This is a genomic window from Mesorhizobium sp. WSM4311 (genome assembly GCF_002295115.1).
In the GTDB taxonomy this organism is placed as follows: domain Bacteria; phylum Pseudomonadota; class Alphaproteobacteria; order Rhizobiales; family Rhizobiaceae; genus Mesorhizobium.
Genome location: NZ_NSFV01000010.1, coordinates 16384 through 31583 on the forward strand (window position 1 = coordinate 16384; position 15200 = coordinate 31583).

At 64.3% G+C, this 15200-nt stretch carries 14 protein-coding genes; 3 read left to right on the forward strand and 11 right to left on the reverse strand.

All coding sequences use genetic code 11. From position 1 onward, the window contains the following. Positions 1–37 precede the first annotated feature (37 nt). The 5 genes from CK226_RS24395 to CK226_RS35035 form a co-directional block, all read right to left on the reverse strand. Positions 38–1648, reverse strand: a complete 1611-nt coding sequence (locus CK226_RS24395; RefSeq protein WP_095790424.1) for an ABC transporter substrate-binding protein — start codon at positions 1646–1648, stop codon at positions 38–40. Between the two features lie 64 nt (positions 1649–1712). Continuing rightward, positions 1713–2435 (reverse strand): HAD-IA family hydrolase, encoded by a 723-nt coding sequence (locus tag CK226_RS24400; RefSeq protein WP_095793296.1) that lies wholly within the window; start codon positions 2433–2435, stop codon positions 1713–1715. Positions 2436–2672: 237 nt separating this feature from the next. Then, entirely contained in the window at positions 2673–4046 is a 1374-nt protein-coding gene (locus CK226_RS24405; protein ID WP_095793297.1) for an aspartate aminotransferase family protein, read from the reverse strand. Positions 4047–4059: 13 nt separating this feature from the next. Next, positions 4060–4899 carry a GNAT family N-acetyltransferase gene (locus CK226_RS24410; protein ID WP_095775960.1) on the reverse strand — a complete coding sequence of 280 codons (840 nt, stop codon included), beginning with the start codon at positions 4897–4899 and terminating at the stop codon, positions 4060–4062. Between the two features lie 180 nt (positions 4900–5079). Next, positions 5080–5220 carry a hypothetical protein gene (locus tag CK226_RS35035; protein WP_179301120.1) on the reverse strand — a complete coding sequence of 47 codons (141 nt, stop codon included), beginning with the start codon at positions 5218–5220 and terminating at the stop codon, positions 5080–5082. On the opposite strand from CK226_RS35035, the gene CK226_RS24415 reads away from it, so the two are divergent. Then, positions 5219–5887 carry a haloacid dehalogenase type II gene (locus tag CK226_RS24415; RefSeq protein ID WP_095793298.1) on the forward strand — a complete coding sequence of 223 codons (669 nt, stop codon included), beginning with the start codon at positions 5219–5221 and terminating at the stop codon, positions 5885–5887. The two genes, CK226_RS35035 and CK226_RS24415, sit on opposite strands and share 2 nt — an antisense overlap. Before the next feature lie 16 nt (positions 5888–5903). Continuing rightward, positions 5904–7178 carry an FAD-binding oxidoreductase gene (locus CK226_RS24420; RefSeq protein ID WP_095793299.1) on the forward strand — a complete coding sequence of 425 codons (1275 nt, stop codon included), beginning with the start codon at positions 5904–5906 and terminating at the stop codon, positions 7176–7178. Positions 7179–7213: 35 nt separating this feature from the next. Here CK226_RS24420 and CK226_RS24425 read toward each other — a convergent pair whose 3' ends face one another. From CK226_RS24425 to argE, 6 genes are all read right to left on the reverse strand, one after another. Beyond that, on the reverse strand, positions 7214–8674 hold the full coding sequence (locus CK226_RS24425; RefSeq protein ID WP_095793300.1) for an NAD-dependent succinate-semialdehyde dehydrogenase: 1461 nt from the start codon (positions 8672–8674) through the stop codon (positions 7214–7216). Positions 8675–8691: 17 nt separating this feature from the next. Continuing rightward, positions 8692–9735 (reverse strand): tartrate dehydrogenase, encoded by a 1044-nt coding sequence (locus CK226_RS24430; RefSeq protein WP_095793378.1) that lies wholly within the window; start codon positions 9733–9735, stop codon positions 8692–8694. 10 nt (positions 9736–9745) lie between these two features. After that, a complete protein-coding gene (locus CK226_RS24435) occupies positions 9746–11209 on the reverse strand; it encodes an aldehyde dehydrogenase family protein (protein WP_095793301.1) in 1464 nt (487 codons plus the stop codon). A gap of 167 nt (positions 11210–11376) precedes the next feature. After that, positions 11377–11730 carry a cupin domain-containing protein gene (locus tag CK226_RS24440; RefSeq protein WP_095793380.1) on the reverse strand — a complete coding sequence of 118 codons (354 nt, stop codon included), beginning with the start codon at positions 11728–11730 and terminating at the stop codon, positions 11377–11379. Between the two features lie 23 nt (positions 11731–11753). Next, positions 11754–12677 carry a glyoxylate/hydroxypyruvate reductase A gene (locus CK226_RS24445; RefSeq protein ID WP_095793379.1) on the reverse strand — a complete coding sequence of 308 codons (924 nt, stop codon included), beginning with the start codon at positions 12675–12677 and terminating at the stop codon, positions 11754–11756. A gap of 11 nt (positions 12678–12688) precedes the next feature. After that, positions 12689–13813, reverse strand: coding sequence for an acetylornithine deacetylase (gene argE, locus CK226_RS24450; RefSeq protein ID WP_095793302.1), 1125 nt, complete (start codon positions 13811–13813; stop codon positions 12689–12691). Positions 13814–14060: 247 nt separating this feature from the next. On the opposite strand from argE, the gene CK226_RS24455 reads away from it, so the two are divergent. After that, positions 14061–14960 carry a GNAT family N-acetyltransferase gene (locus CK226_RS24455; protein WP_095775953.1) on the forward strand — a complete coding sequence of 300 codons (900 nt, stop codon included), beginning with the start codon at positions 14061–14063 and terminating at the stop codon, positions 14958–14960. The last annotated feature ends 240 nt before the right edge of the window (positions 14961–15200 follow it).

The window sequence follows — 15200 nt, forward strand, 5'->3', positions numbered from 1 at the left end:
GCCAGGGACCGGCGGTCCGGTCCCTGGCAGGCGCCTCTCAGGCTTCGAGCCAGAGATATTCCGCCATTGCGTAGCCCATCATGCCACCGAGCGGGTTCGCCTCCAAACCCTTCACCTTGCTGGAGAGAGCATCCACGTTGGAAATGTAGGCCGGGATGATGGTGCCGGCCTCCTCGGAGACCATGGTCTGCATCTGGCCGTAGATTTCCTTGCGCTTGGCCTGGTCGAGCGAGCCGCGCGCCTCGACGAGCAGCTTGTCGAACTTCTCGGACTTGTACTGGCTTTCGTTCCAGGGCGCGTTGGAGGCGTAGAGCAGCGAGAACAGGATGTCGGGCGTCGGGCGCGGATTGATGTTGCCGAAATGGATCGGCGCCTTGAGCCAGTAATTGTCCCAGTAGCCGTCGGACGGCACGCGCTGGACATCGAGCTTCATGCCGATATCGGCACCGGCGGCCTGGATGATCACCGCCATGTCGATCGACGACGTCGCGGCATCGGACGCGACCACGGGGATGGACTGACCGAGCAGGCCCGACTTCTGGAAGTGGAACTTGGCCTTGTCCGGGTCGAAGGCCTTCGGCTTGAGGTCGGCATTGTGGAAGATGTTCGCCGGCGAGACAGGCTGGTCGTTGCCGATTTCGCCGAGGCCGCGCAATGCCGATTTGACGATCTGCTCGCGGTTGACGAGGTATTTCATGCCAGCGACGAAGTCGGCCTTATTGCCCGGATCCATGTCGAGCCGGATGTTGAGGTCCGTATAGTTGCCCGAGGTGGTTTTCGACAATTCGAAGCCTTGCTGGCCGCCGATGAGCTTCATCGCGCGCGGATTGATCGAGGCGGCAAAATTGATGTCGCCGGAAAGCAGAGCGTTGACGCGGGCGCTGTCGTCGCTGATGGCGATGAACTCGAAGGAGTCGAGATGTGGCTTGCCCGACTTCCAGTAGTTCTTGTTCTTGGTGACGACCGAACGCACGCCCGGTTCGAACGTTTGCAGCACGAAGGCGCCGGTACCGTTGCCCTTGGAGAAGTCGGTGGTGCCGTCCTGGACGATCATGAAGTGATGCAGCGCCAGGATGGTCGGAAGGTCGGCATTCGGGTCGGCCAGCGTGATTTCGACGGTCGACTTGTCGACTGCCTTGAAGCCGGTCATCTGCGCGGCGATCTTGGCGACTTTGGAGCCGACCGCTTTGTCGAGATGGCGCTTCAGCGAGAAGACAACGTCTTCGGCGGTGAGGTCCTTGCCGTCGTGGAAGGTGACGCCTTTGCGCAGCTTAATGGTCCAGGTCTTGGCGTCCTTGCTGTCGAAGCTATCAGCCAGCTCCATCTGCGTGACGCCATCCTTGTCGAGGAAAGTCAGGCGGTTGTAGAGCGAGCAGCAGCGGACATAGTCGGTCGACAGCGACGCCTTTGCCGGATCGAGCGTGTCGGCGGTCGAGGAGGACCAGCCGGCGGCCTTGAAACTGCCGCCGGAAACCGGCGTGGCGGCGACGGCATTGGTGGCGCGGCCAAGCACCACGCTGCCCGCGGCGAACGCGGCGCCGCCGGCCAGCAGCAGCTTGAGGAGTTCGCGGCGGCTTGCGCCCCGCCGAATGGCATTCTCGACCATGGCATCGTCTGCGCTGGTCCAGTTCGTGATCTTGTCGGTCATATCATTCCCCTTTCTGTTTGTTTTTCCGGGTCGCTCGTCTTGCTGCGGCTTTCCGGGCTTGGGCTCAGGTTCGTTCCTTCAGGCTTTCCCGCACGGCGGCGGCAAGGGCCGCCATTGACGTGAAGTGGTAGTCCGGCGCGGTGAAACGCTCGGGCTCGATCGTGCCGCCGAAACCCTTCTGGGCATGCCGGCGCTCGATCCAGCAATTGGTCATACCAAGCGCCCGGGATATGCCGATGTCGTGGTACTGGCTTTGCGCGACGTGCACGATGTCGTCCTTGCTGTCGCCCTGTGAGGCCACGAAATCGAAGACCTTCTGGAAGAAGGCCGGGTCCGGTTTCTCCGTGCCTGTATCGTCGGCGGTAAAGGTGGCGAAAAAGGGCGATCCGAGCTGCTTCTCGAAATGATCGAGCGCCCAGCGCCTTGCATTGGTCATGGCGATCAATCTGTGCGACTTCGCAAGGTCCGCCAACGCCGCCGCGCTGTCGGGGAAGCTTTGCCAGACGCTGGCCGAATCCCGCAGGCGGACGCCGTATTTCTCCTCGGCCGGCAGGCCGAGCCGCGGCGCGATAACTCTGTAGACACGGACGAGATCGTCGGGAAACAGGCTCGCATGGGGCATGTAGCGGGCCTGCCGGTAAAAGGCCAGCGCCTCCTCGCCATCGATCGAAACGCCGGCCTCGGCGGCAATTCCCGCCAGGCAGGTCGTGATCCCGCCTTCGAAGTCGATCAGCGTGCCGACCACATCGAAGGTCATGTATTTGAATTCGCTAAAGCCCCTGGCCAAGACTGGCTCTCCTCTGCGTACGGCCGAATTGCATGTGTTGAACAGAACAAAATTCCGTGCTGTCGGGGGCGTTGGCCCTTTTTGAAGGCCCGGAAATCCAGGCTTTCTGGCCTTGTCTTATAAGCAGTCTGGCACTTCCCCCGCGCTGGATTCGCCGAAAAGGCGTGAGGGGGCGGCACAAAATTGCGAAATCGTCTGCCCCGGCGATATTTCGAGACACGACATATTTCGCCGCCATCATGCCAGGGCCTGGCGGACGTCTGGATCGTCCAGCGTCTGGTCGAGCGTCCGGCGCGTGCGCTCGATGATCGCATCGATGTCGGCATCGGTGCAGCAGAGCGGCGGTGCATAGCCGATAACCCCATGCGCAAAGGCACGGATGATGAGGCCATTGTCCCACGCCCTGTCGAAGACCCGCCGCGCCGGCATGGCCGACGCCGGAAGCGGCGTCTTCTTCTGTTTGTCGACCACCAGTTCGATCGCGGCAAGCATGCCGCGGCCGCGCACGTCGCCGACGAGGGGGTGGTCGGTCAGGCTTGCCAGTCCTGCCATCAGGCGGGCGCCGGCCTTGACGCCATTCTCCAGAAGGCCGTCTTCGTAGAGCTTCAGCACCTCGAGCGCGACGGCGGCGCTGACGGGATGGGCGGAATAGGTGTAGCCGTGACCGACGGCCGAGGCGCCCGCGCCATCGGCGATGACGTCGTAGACATGATCGGCCATGAACACGGCGCCCATGGGAACATAGCCCGAGGTCAGACCCTTCGCCGTCGTCATGAAATCGGGAACGATGTCCTCATCGGTGCAGGCGAACAAAGGCCCCGTGCGGCCGAAACCGGTGATCACCTCATCGGCGATGAACAGGATGCCGTACTCCCGGCAGAGTTCGCGTATGGCCTTGATCCAGCCTTTCGGTGGAACGATGACGCCACCCGAGCCCTGGATCGGCTCGGCATAGAAGGCGGCGACCCGCTCCGGCCCGATCTGCTCGATCTTGGCCTTCAGCGCGGCGAGCGATGCGGCGATGATCGCGTTGCCGCCCTGGCCGACCGGGTTGCGGTAGGGATAGGGGGAGGGGATCTTGTGCTGCCATTCGAAGGGAATGCCGAAGCCGGCGTGAAAGGCGGGCAGGGCGGTCAGGCCGGCGCCGACCACCGACGAGCCGTGATAACCCTGCTCGATGGAAATGAACTGATCGCGTTTCGGCTCGCCCCTGGCATTCCAGTAGTAGCGGACGAACCGGATCGTACTGTCGACCGCGTCCGACCCCCCAAGCGTGAAAAAGACGTGGTTGAGGTTGCCTGGCGCGCGCTCGGCCAGCTCCGAGGCGAGGCGGATGGCCGGCTCCGAGCCGAGGTCGAAATAGGCGGTGGCGTAGGGAAGCTCTCGCATCTGCCTGGCCGCTGCCTCGACGATGCTGTCATGGCCGTAGCCGGCATTGACACACCACAGCCCCGCGAAACCGTCGAGAAGTTGCCGGCCGGACGCATCGGTCACGGTCGCGCCCTTCGCCGATTTCAACACGCGCACGCCCTGCACCTCATGACCACGGTATGAAGAGACAGGGTGGATGAGATGGGCGCGATCGAGTTCGATCAGGGAATTGGCGAGCATTGTTGTCCTCCGACTATCCCAGCGCCTGGTTGGCGAGGGCGTAAACTTTTGGCCTGGGCTGCTCCGCAACCGTCTTGGGCGGACGGTCCATGGCTATGCCGCCGCCGACATGGGTGAGGCCGATTTCCTCGAGCCAGCCGGCGATGCCGGTCCCGCTGCCGGTATCCACGCGCAGGAAGGCGCCGGCGCGCGGGGCGGCGAAGAAGCCGATCAGGGCCTTCGCCTCGTCGATACTTCCCGCGATGACCGGACCAATCACCTCGCCGCGTCCGAACGGCCGGATCGCGGCATAGGCCTCGATGGCGCCGTCGCGGCGGATGACGGCGAATTGGCCGCGCTCGGCCAGCGCATCGATCAGTGCTTCACGGTCGGCGCCATAGGCGTCGCGGTCCAGCGCCTTGATTTCAGGCAGATCGCCGATGCTTGCGGCCTCTACGCCATCGGGCTCGCCAAGCTCCGCAACCTTGCCTTGATGCTGCAGAATGGCGCCGGAGGGCACGAACCCCAGTTTCTCATAGAGAGGCATGCCGTCCGCCGTCGCGACGAGCCGCAGCGGACGGTCCCCGGCCAAGGCGAAGGCCTGATCCATGAGCCGGCGCCCAAGCCCCTTACCGCGCGCGTTCCTGTCGACGATCACCATGTTGATCATGGCGCAATCCGCGCCGTAGGGCGTTACCAGGATAGTTCCGGTGACGCGGCCCTGATCGTCGAGCGCGACCGCACCGTTCGAGAGCTGCAGCGCCATCTGCCAGTCCTGCGGGCGATGTGGCCAATTCTCCTGGCGGGAAAGCACTACGGCTCCCTCGATATGGTCGGGCCCGAAGGCTCGGAGTTCAATGTCGCCCTGCGGCATGAGGCATCCTTCCGTCTGACGACAAGTTTCGGCCATCGGCGTGCCGCAGATCATCTGAAGGCTTTGGCTTGGACAGTATCTTTCGCCGTAGCGCGAGGGGTGTGCCGCATCTTGTGCTGGCACCGTCCGCGGCGGGGGCGCTTCACGCCGCGCGCGGCGCAGCTATCGGCATGCCAGATGCTACAGCGTGCCAAAGCGGACGGCGGATACGGAACTTTCTGCTTTCGGAAGGGCGATTTCGGTCAGGTGGGTCGCGGCCTGCCGCTCTATGATGAAATACATCCCAGCGCGGATGTGCTTCCACCGGAGATCGACGGACATGGCTTCCTTCAGGCCCAAATACATCACCTTCGACTGCTACGGCACGTTGACCTTTTTCCAGATGGCGGAAGCGGCGCGCGACCTCTATGGCAGCCGGCTCGACGAACCGCGCATGCAGGAGTTCATCAAGAATTTCGCGGCGTACCGGCTGGACGAGATTCTGGGCGACTGGAAGCCTTATGCCGACGTGGTCCACAATGCGCTCGAGCGCGCTTGCAAGCGCAACGGCGTCGCCTTCAGCCCGGACGACGCAAGGATGGTCTACGAGCGCGTGCCGACATGGGGACCGCACGCCGACGTCCCGGCGGGCCTGGCGAAGGTCGCCAAGGAAATTCCGCTGGTCATCCTTTCCAACGCGATGAACGCTCAGATCATGTCCAATGTCGAAAAGCTCGGCGCGCCGTTCCATGCCGTCTACACGGCAGAGCAGGCGCAGGCGTACAAGCCGCGCTTCCGGGCTTTCGAATACATGTTCGACATGCTGGGCTGTGGCCCGGAGGACGTTCTTCACTGCTCGTCCTCTTTCCGCTACGACCTGATGTCGGCACACGATCTCGGCATCAAGAACAAGGTCTGGGTCAATCGCGGCCACGAACCGGCCAACCCGTATTACGGCTATGTCGAGATATCGGACATTTCGGGTCTTGCAGGCGTCGTCGGTCTCTGAAACAGGCGGATAGCCGATGAAGTTCGTCTCCTACTGGCACGACACGGCCCCCGTCTTTTCCGGCGGGGCGCAAGGCCCGGTCGAGGGGCACTACGATGCCGCCGTCATCGGCGGTGGCTTCACTGGTCTCGCCGCCGCGCGCCAATTGGCGAAGGCCGGCGCCAAGGTGGTCGTGCTGGAGGCGGAGCGGGTCGGCTGGGGCGCATCCGGCCGCAATGGCGGGCATCTCAACAACGGCCTCGCCCACAGCTACCTCTCCGCCAAGGCGGAGCTCGGCAAGGAACGCGCAATCGCCCTCTACCGGGCGCTGGACGACTCCGTCGACACCATAGAGGCGCTGGTCGCGGAGGAAGGCATCGACTGCAATTTCCGCCGCGCCGGCAAGCTGAAGCTCGCCTCGAAGCCGCAGCATTTTGCATCAATCGCCCGCAACTTCGAGGCCCTGCATGCCGAGGTGGATCCGGATACGGCGCTGCTGTCGGCGGCGGATCTCAAGTCCGAGATCGGCTCGCCCTTCCATGGCGCGATGCTGTCAAAGAAGAGCGCCATGATGCATATGGGCCGCTTTGTGGCAGGCCTCGCCACTTCGGCCGCCCGCCACGGCGCCGTGATCCATGAGAACGCGTCGGTCACCGACCGCAAGCAGGCCGGCGGTAGGCACGAGCTGACCACCTCGCGCGGCCGCATCAGCGCCGACAATGTGCTGGTGGCGACCGGCGCCTACACGACTCCGAATTTCGGTTACTTCCGCCGCAGGATCATCTCCGTCGGCAGCTTCATCATCGCCACGCGGCCGCTAAGCGACGCCGAGATCGCCACGACCATGCCCGGCAACCGGACATGCGTGACCTCGATGAATATCGGCAACTACTTCCGGCTCTCGCCTGACAGGCGCCTGATCTTCGGCGGCCGTGCACGCTTCTCGGCGACATCGGACCAGCGCTCCGACGCCAGGAGCGGACAGATATTGCGGGCAGGCCTCGCGGCGATCTTTCCGCAGCTCGCCAAGGTCGAGATCGACTATTGCTGGGGCGGGCTGGTCGACATGACCAAGGACCGTTTTCCACGGGCCGGCTACCATGACGGCGTCTGGTACGCGATGGGCTATTCCGGCCACGGCGCGCAGCTTTCCACGCACCTTGGCATGATCATGGCCGATGCCATGCTTGGCCGCGAGGACCGCAATCCGCTGAAGGGGCTCGAGTGGCCGTCCATTCCCGGCTATTCCGGCAAACCCTGGTTCCTGCCGATGGTCGGCCTCTACTACAAAGCGCTCGACCGGGTGAGGTAGGCAGTAGGCAGAATCTCCCAATTCCCTGCTGCCAATTACCTACTGCCTATTCCCATGTGGAAGCTCTTCATCTCGAGATATTCCTCGATGCCGGCCTGCGCGCCCTCTCGCCCGAGGCCGGACAGCTTGACGCCGCCGAAGGGGGCGACCTCCATCGAGACCGAGCCGGTGTTGAGACCCACCATGCCGAATTCCAGCGCCTCGCCGACGCGCCAGGCGCGTTTCAGGTTTTCGGTGTAGAAGTAGGAAGCAAGCCCGTAGGGCGTGCCGTTGGCCAGCGTGATCGCTTCTTCTTCCGTCTCGAACCGGAAAAGCGGCGCGACCGGGCCGAACGTTTCCTCACCGGCGAGCTGCATGTCCTTTGTCGCGCCGGTCAGCACCAGCGGCGCGACATATTGAGGGCCGTCCGGCAATCCCGGCCTCTCGGTGATAATCGTTGCACCTTTGGCGAGTGCGTCCTCGACATGGCGGTTTATCTTCTCGACCGCTGCCATGTTGATCATCGGCCCGATGGCGACGCCGGGCTGCGTGCCGGGTCCAACCGTCATGGCGTTGACACGGGCGGAAAGCTTCGCTGCGAAGGTTTCATAGACTCTGGACTGCACGAGAATGCGGTTGGCGCACACACAGGTCTGGCCGCCGTTGCGGAACTTGGAGACGAGAGCGCCCTCGACAGCGAGGTCGAGATCGGCGTCGTCGAAGACGATGAAGGGTGCGTTGCCGCCGAGTTCGAGGCTGAGCCGCTTCACGCTGTCGGCCGCCCCGCGCATCAGCAGCGAACCGACCCGCGTCGAGCCGGTGAAGGAGATCTTGCGCACGGTCTCGTTCGCCATGATCTCATTGCCGATCTCGGCCGGCATGCCGGTGACGATGTTGATGACGCCGGCGGGGATGCCTGCCCGTTCGGCAAGCACGCCGAGCGCCAGCGCCGAATAGGGCGTGAACTCGGACGGCTTGATCACCACCGTGCAGCCGGCGGCCAGCGCCGGCGCGACCTTGCGGGTGATCATCGCGTTGGGGAAGTTCCACGGCGTGATGATGCCACACACACCGACCGGTTCCTTCAGCACGATGATGCGCCGGTCCGGCGTCGGCGAGGGGATGGTGTGGCCATTGATGCGGCGTGCCTCCTCCGCAAACCATTTGACGAAGGAAGCGCCGTAGCGGATCTCGCCCCTGGCCTCGTCCAACGGCTTGCCCTGTTCGGTCGTCAGGATCAGCGCGAGATCGTCCAGATGCGCAAGCATGAGGCCATGCCAGGCCTCCAGGAGGCCGGCGCGCTCAGCGTTGGTCTTTTTCCTCCAATCCCCATAGGCGGACGCTGCGGCCTCTACGGCCGCGCGAGTCTCCGGACCGGCCATATCGGGCACCGTGCCGATCGCCGCCTGGGTCGCTGGATCGACAACATCGACCGTCTTGCGGGAGCCGGCAGCGACCCATTCACCGCCGATCAGGCCGACTTCGCGGAAGAGACTTTTGTCTTTGAGGTTTTTCATCGAGAACGACCTTGCAATCAGGAGAGCGCGGCGACGACGGCGGCCGTGATGGCCTCCGTTCTGTCTTTGCCCGGAGTGGTTCCAATGCCGCGCGCGGTTGTCGCTTCGACCGCTTGCATGACCCGGCCGGCGGCGGCCGCTTCGCCGAGATGGTCGAGCATCATGGCGCCGGACCAGATGGCGGCGATCGGATTGGCGATGCACAGATGCGCGATGTCGGGCGCCGAGCCGTGCACCGGCTCGAACATGGACGGCGCCGAGCGATCGGGATTGATGTTGGCCGAGGCGGCGTAGCCGAGCCCGCCCTGGATCGCCGCGCCGATGTCGGTGAGGATGTCGCCGAACAGGTTGGAGGCGACGACCACGTCGAGGCTCTCCGGCGCCATGATCATGCGCGCGGCGAGCGCGTCGACATGATAGCTGGTCACGGCGACGTCAGAGTATTCCGCGGCCAGCTTTTGCGCGATCTCGTCCCAGAACACCATCGAGTATTTCTGCGCGTTGGACTTGGTGACGGAGGCGAGCTTGCCGCGCCGTGTCCGCGCCTGCTCGAAGCCGAAACGCAGGATGCGCTCGACGCCGGCACGGGTGAAGATCGAGGTCTCCACTGCGACCTCGTCCAGCGTGCCTTGATGCACACGCCCGCCGGCGCCGGAATATTCGCCTTCGGTGTTCTCGCGGATGCACAAAATGTCGAAACCTTCCGCCCGCAGCGGGCCTGTCACGCCTGGCAGCAGGCGGTGCGGCCGGATGTTGGCATATTGCACGAATGCCTTGCGGATCGGCAGCAGCAGGCCATGCAGCGAAACGGAATCCGGCACCTCCGCCGGCCAGCCCACCGCGCCTAGCAGGATCGCGTCGAAGCTGCGCAAAGTCTCAATGCCGTCCTCGGGCATCATGCGGCCGGTTTCCTTGTAGAATTTGCAGGACCAGGGGAACTCGGTTCCGGTCAAGGCAAAGCCGGCCTGCCCGGCCGCTGTCTCCAGCACGGACCAGGCGGCGGCGGTCACATCGCGTCCGACGCCGTCACCGGGGATCAGGGCGATCGAATAGGACTTCATCGGCATCTCTTTACAGGCTGATCAGGACGCTCTTTGTCCTGCGGTTGGTGAGATAGGCTTCGCGGCCAAGGTCCTTGCCGATGCCGGAGCGCTTGTAGCCGCCGGTGGGCAGAATATGGTCTCGCGAGCGGCTGTAGCGGTTGACCCAGACGGTGCCCGCTTCGAGTTTGCGTGCGAACCGGATCGTGCGGGACAGGTCCGAGGTGAACAGGCCGGAAGCCAGCCCATAGGTCGGATGGGTGGACAGCGCCAGTGCCTCGTCCTCGGTCTCGAATGTTTGGACTGTCAGGACCGGGCCAAAGATTTCCTCGACGATCGCCGGATTGGCCTGATCGACATTGGCGATCAGCGTCGGCTCATAGAAATAGCCGGGGTCGTCCATAACGTTGCCGCCGCTCAGGCACTCTCCGCCGGCCCCGACCGCCGCACGCACGATGGCATCGACACGCGCCCGCTGCCGTTCCGAGATGATTGGCGAATATTGGGTCGCGTCGTCCCAGGTAGGAGCTGGCCGCACCACCTTGATCCGCTCCAGGATGGCGGCCGTCAGCTTGTCGGCGACGCTTTTCTCGACGATCAGACGCGTGCCGGCCACGCAGGCCTGGCCGGCGTTGAAGGTGACGCTGCCGGCGATCGCCGTCGCCGCCTTGTCGAGATCGGCATCGGCAAAGACGATCTGCGGGCTCTTGCCGCCCAGTTCCAGCGTCATCGGCTTGACGCCGGTGCGGGCGACGTTCTCCATGATGGCCGAGCCGGCGCGGGTAGAGCCGGTGAAGGAGACCTTGGCGATTTCGGCATGGCCGGTCAGCGCCGTGCCGGTCGTCGGCCCATCGCCGAGCACCACGTTGACGAGCCCTGCCGGCAGGCCTGCCTTCACCGCGAGTTGCGCCAAACAGACAGCGGAAAACGGCGTCATCTCGGAGGGCTTCAGCACGACCGCGTTGCCTGCGGCCAGCGCCGGGCCGAGCTTCCAGCCGGCCATCGAGATGGGGAAATTCCACGGCGTTATCGCGCCGACCACGCCGTGGGGCTCGCTCATGATCATGCCGAGAGTGGTGTCGTCGGTAGGCACCAGCTCACTGCCTTCCTTGTCGGCGAACTCAGCGAAGAAGCGGATCTGCTCGGCGGTGACGGCGATGTCGCCGGCGATGAGCTGGCCGACGGGCCGGGTCGAGCACAGCGCCTCGATCCGAGCCAGCGTTGCCGCTTCCGCCTCGATCAGGTCGGCCCAGGCGTGCAGCGCCCTTGTGCGCTCGCGCGGCCTGACGCCCCCCCAGTTGCTGGCCTTCAGCGCCGCCTTGGCGCTTTCCACAGCGCGGTCGACGATATCCGCGTCAGCCACGGGACAGTCGGCATAGACCTTACCGTCGGACGGACGGCGCATCTCGATCGCACCATCGTCCGCGATAAGCTCTGCGCCGATGAAATGGCCAATCGGGAGGGGAACCGTATCCGGATCGAAGCTCAGGCTCATATCGAGGCTCGGTTCATAGGGTGACCGCTTTCCAGCATTGACTGGAGCGTAGCGCGTACTGCCAGGCAGCATGCGCTGTTCGGTGATCCGTTGCCGATGAATGTTGTGTGCTCGAGGCAAGAGACGGCAAATTCTTCGGCGCAGGCCAGTACGTCATGCAGGTTCCGCTATCCGACCGTCACGTAGATCTTGCGCACCGTCTCGATGGTCTTCCAGACACCGGTGAAACCAGGCTTCATCACGAAGCTATCGCCGGCGCGGTAGGTCACCACCTCGCCGCCATCGGGCGTGATTTCAATCACGCCCGAGAGGATGTGGCAGAACTCGAAAGTGTCGCCCTTGATTGAGCGCGTTTCCCCAGGCGTCGCCTCCCAGACGCCGGTATGGACGAGGTCGTCCTTGGCGACGTCCTGCGCCCAGGACTTGAAGGCGGGGTTGCCGGCAATCAGCCGTTCAGGCAGCGCCCCGGATTCGCGCGGGGGAAATGCAGGGCTGGTATCGACGGTCTTGAGCAGGGACAAGGGATGGCCTTTCAGCTTGGATTTCAATAGCCGCGCGACCGGTCGACGAGCCCGATAGGGTCGAGCCCGTCGCGGTGGCGGCGGATGTTTTCGATGACGGCCAGCGCGGCTGTCACGGGTTGGGTGACGCTGGCGACATGCGGGGTCAGCACGATCTTTGGATGCCGCCAGAAAGGATGGCAGGCCGGCAGCGGTTCGGGATCGGTCACGTCGATCATCGCCGCCGAAAGGTGGCCGCTGTCGAGAGCGGCGACAAGCGCCTTGTGATCGAGCTGCGGGCCCCGGCCGGTGTGGACGAGGGCCGCGCCCTTGGGCAGCTTCGCAAACAGGCGGGCATCGAGGAAACCGCGTGTCTCCTCGGTCAGCGGCAGCAGGCAGACCAGTATGTCGCTGGCCGCGAGCATCTCCTCCAGCCCGAGTTCGCCGTGATGGCAGGTCACGCCTTCGATCTGCCGTGGAGAGCGGCTCCAACCGGCGAGCGGAAAGCCGAAGGGCTTCAGGCGGTCGAGGACGGCCTGGCCAAGCTGCCCGAGGCCGAGCACGCCGATCCGGCGCGACCCGGCCTGCAGCTGGGGGACGTCCCGCCATTCGCCGGCGCGCTGCTGCGCCAGATAGGCAGGCAGGCTGCGATGCAGGGCGAGCACGGCCAGCGCCACATACTCCTGCATCATGCGCACGATGCCTTCCTCGATCGTACGCACGATCTTCACCTGCTCCGGTACGCTATCGAGGCGGAACTGGTCGACCCCGGCGCCAATGGAAAACAGGATCTCCAGGTTCCTGTAGCGGGCGAGGTCTTCTGGCGCGGTCCAGGTAATGAGATAGCGCACGGCGTCGGGATCGACCGTTGCGGCATCCATCGTGAAGGGGACGTCCGGCAGCTCCTTGGCGAAGGCATCGGCGAAGATCGCCCCGCGCCGCGCATCGGAATTGAACAGGAATGTCATTCCGGTTCCCTTCAAGCCGCGCAGCGGGCGCCCAGCGCCTCGATCAATCGCTGGCAGGTGGCGAGTTCGCTGGTGAGTATGTATTCGTCCGGCTTGTGGGCGCGGTCGATGTCGCCCGGTCCGCAGATGATCGCATCGAACCCGGCGGCCTGGTAAAGCCCGGCCTCCGTGCCGTAGCTGACGGCGGCAAGCGGCGCCTCGCCGGTCAAGACGTGCAGCAGTCCCGCAAGCGGCGCATCTGGCGGCAGCGACATCGCCGGATAGGCGCTCAGCGGCGCCCATTCGATGCGAAAGCCGTGGGCCGCAAGGGCCTCTGCTCGCGCCCTTACAGGCGCTAGCAGGCTGGCGGGGTCGACGCCGGGTATGGCGCGCGCCTCGAGGTCCAGCGTGCAGGTGTCGGGGATGATGTTGACCTGATGTCCGCCAGTCACCACGCCGGCTTGCAGCGAGGAGTAGGGCGGCTCGAAGGCAGGGTCGAACGGACCGTGCGTCAGCTGTTCGGCCTCGGTCACGGCCGCGCTCAGCGCATCGGCCATGGCATGGATGGCGTTGAGCCCAAGATCGGGTCGGGAGGAATGGCCGGAGCGCCCGTTGATGATCACGCGGGCGGCCGCCTTGCCCTTGTGGCCGCGCACGGCGCGCATGCCGCTCGGCTCGCCAACGATAACGCCGAGCGGCTTCGCGCAAAGTCCGGGAAGGCGGGCGATCAAATGCGGTACACCGCGGCACCCCACCTCCTCGTCATAGGAGAAGGCGAGATGGATCGGCCTGGCAAGGTGCATTTTCGCCAAGAGAGGCACCGTCGCGAGCACCGCGGCAAGAAACCCCTTCATATCAGTGGTGCCGCGTCCATAGAGCCGTTCGCCCTCCTTGCGCAGCGCGAAAGGGCTAGAACTCCATCGCGGCTCGCTGGCGGGGACGACGTCCATGTGGCCGGACAGAATATAGCCAGGGACGTTGGCGGGGCCGATCGTCGCGAACAGATTGGACCGGTCGCCTTCCGGCCCTCGGAGCAGGGCAGCCTGCGTCCCGTGCTCTGCGAGATAGGCCTCGATCCAGCCGGCGATATCGCCGTTCGGCTTGCCGGCGACCGACGGAAAGGCGACAAGTCGGTCCAGGATGTCGAAGACGTCCATTCCAGCCCTCAAAGCATTTCGGGTTTGGCATTTCGGGTTTGCCGGGATCGATGCCGTCGGCTACTCGATTTCGGCAGAGGATGTGCGCGTTCTTTCGCGATTGCGTGCCGAAAGCGGAAGTGTTTCAGTTGAATCTAGCGTTGCCGCATGGCTTTCGAGCAAATCGTATCGGTCTGCTTGTTTAGCGTTGGCAGCCGGAAAGTAGCCAGCGACACGTCGCCTTCTAGTACGATAATCTTTCAGGGGCATGGAATTGAAGCCGTCCGGAAGCTTGAAAATCGATACCTTCTCGATGCGGATTGGCGACATCGAAGGCGTTGAGCTGGACCGCTTGCATGCACTCTCGCTCTCCGTGGGATGGCCGCATCGCGCTGAAGACTGGCAATTCCTGCGGCAGTCGGGACACGGGTTCGTGGCGCTCGATGAGATCGGCCGGGTTCTTGGTTCGGCCATGTGGTTCGCGCATGGTACCGATTTCGCGACCGTGGGCATGGTGATCACCTCGCCGCGACTTCAGACGCTGGGGGCGGGGCAATGGCTGATGAAGCGGGTTTTCGAGAACGTCGTCGGCTGCGATCTGCGTCTCAATGCAACGCGCGCGGCAAGGCGGCTCTATCTCTCGCTCGATTTCCAGCCGGAGAAGACTGTCTATCAATGCCAGGGCGTCGCCCGCCTGGAGACGACGGGTCGCCCGGCGGACATTCTCGATGTCAGGACCTTGGACCCAAAGGATATTCCGGCAGCGATCGCGCTCGACGCGGCAGGATTTGGCGTGAGGCGGGCGGCGCTCATCGAAAGGCTTTTCGCACACTCGGCCGGCTATGGTCTTTTCAAGGATGGCAGGCTGAGCGCATTCGCGCTCTGCCGGCCATTCGGGAGGGGCCACGTCGTGGGGCCGGTCGTGGCGGAAAGCGACGCCGATGCCGTGGCGATCGTCCGGCCACACGTCCATGACCATTTAGGGTCATTCCTGCGGATCGACACCCATATGGACACTGGCGAGTTCGCCACCTTTCTGTCGCACGCTGGAATGCCAGTCTTCGACACGGTGCTGACCATGTCGCTGGGCAAACGCCTAACCGATTTTGCCGTCGGCGGTGCGACCAGACCGGAGAGCTATGCCCTGGCAAGCCAAACTCTCGGGTAGGTTGTTATTCGACTTTGCGTCAATCGGGCCGTCCGGGTGGTGTCTATCATCGCCCCGTTTGTTTTCAAATTCTTCGGATTCGACGCCCGGTACTACAGGGTCCTCGCTGCCGCTGTCCTGCTCACGACGTTAGTCTTTAATGCGCCTGAGGAGCCAGTCGGGACGCGTTCGGGATTGGACAGGCGCACAGCGGGTTGAAGGCGGCGATGGCGGCAGCGAGCGTCAAGACGTTGCCGATGA

Coding starts and splice junctions, on each gene's coding strand:
- CK226_RS24395 (WP_095790424.1), bottom strand. CDS start 1,648: ATGACCGACAAGATCACGAACTGGACCAGCGCAGACGATGCCATGGTC.
- CK226_RS24405 (WP_095793297.1), bottom strand. CDS start 4,046: ATGCTCGCCAATTCCCTGATCGAACTCGATCGCGCCCATCTCATCCAC.
- CK226_RS24410 (WP_095775960.1), bottom strand. CDS start 4,899: ATGCCGCAGGGCGACATTGAACTCCGAGCCTTCGGGCCCGACCATATC.
- CK226_RS24415 (WP_095793298.1), top strand. CDS start 5,219: ATGGCTTCCTTCAGGCCCAAATACATCACCTTCGACTGCTACGGCACG.
- CK226_RS35035 (WP_179301120.1), bottom strand. CDS start 5,220: ATGTCCGTCGATCTCCGGTGGAAGCACATCCGCGCTGGGATGTATTTC.
- CK226_RS24420 (WP_095793299.1), top strand. CDS start 5,904: ATGAAGTTCGTCTCCTACTGGCACGACACGGCCCCCGTCTTTTCCGGC.
- CK226_RS24425 (WP_095793300.1), bottom strand. CDS start 8,674: ATGAAAAACCTCAAAGACAAAAGTCTCTTCCGCGAAGTCGGCCTGATC.
- CK226_RS24430 (WP_095793378.1), bottom strand. CDS start 9,735: ATGAAGTCCTATTCGATCGCCCTGATCCCCGGTGACGGCGTCGGACGC.
- CK226_RS24435 (WP_095793301.1), bottom strand. CDS start 11,209: ATGAGCCTGAGCTTCGATCCGGATACGGTTCCCCTCCCGATTGGCCAT.
- CK226_RS24445 (WP_095793379.1), bottom strand. CDS start 12,677: ATGACATTCCTGTTCAATTCCGATGCGCGGCGCGGGGCGATCTTCGCC.
- argE (WP_095793302.1), bottom strand. CDS start 13,813: ATGGACGTCTTCGACATCCTGGACCGACTTGTCGCCTTTCCGTCGGTC.
- CK226_RS24455 (WP_095775953.1), top strand. CDS start 14,061: ATGGAATTGAAGCCGTCCGGAAGCTTGAAAATCGATACCTTCTCGATG.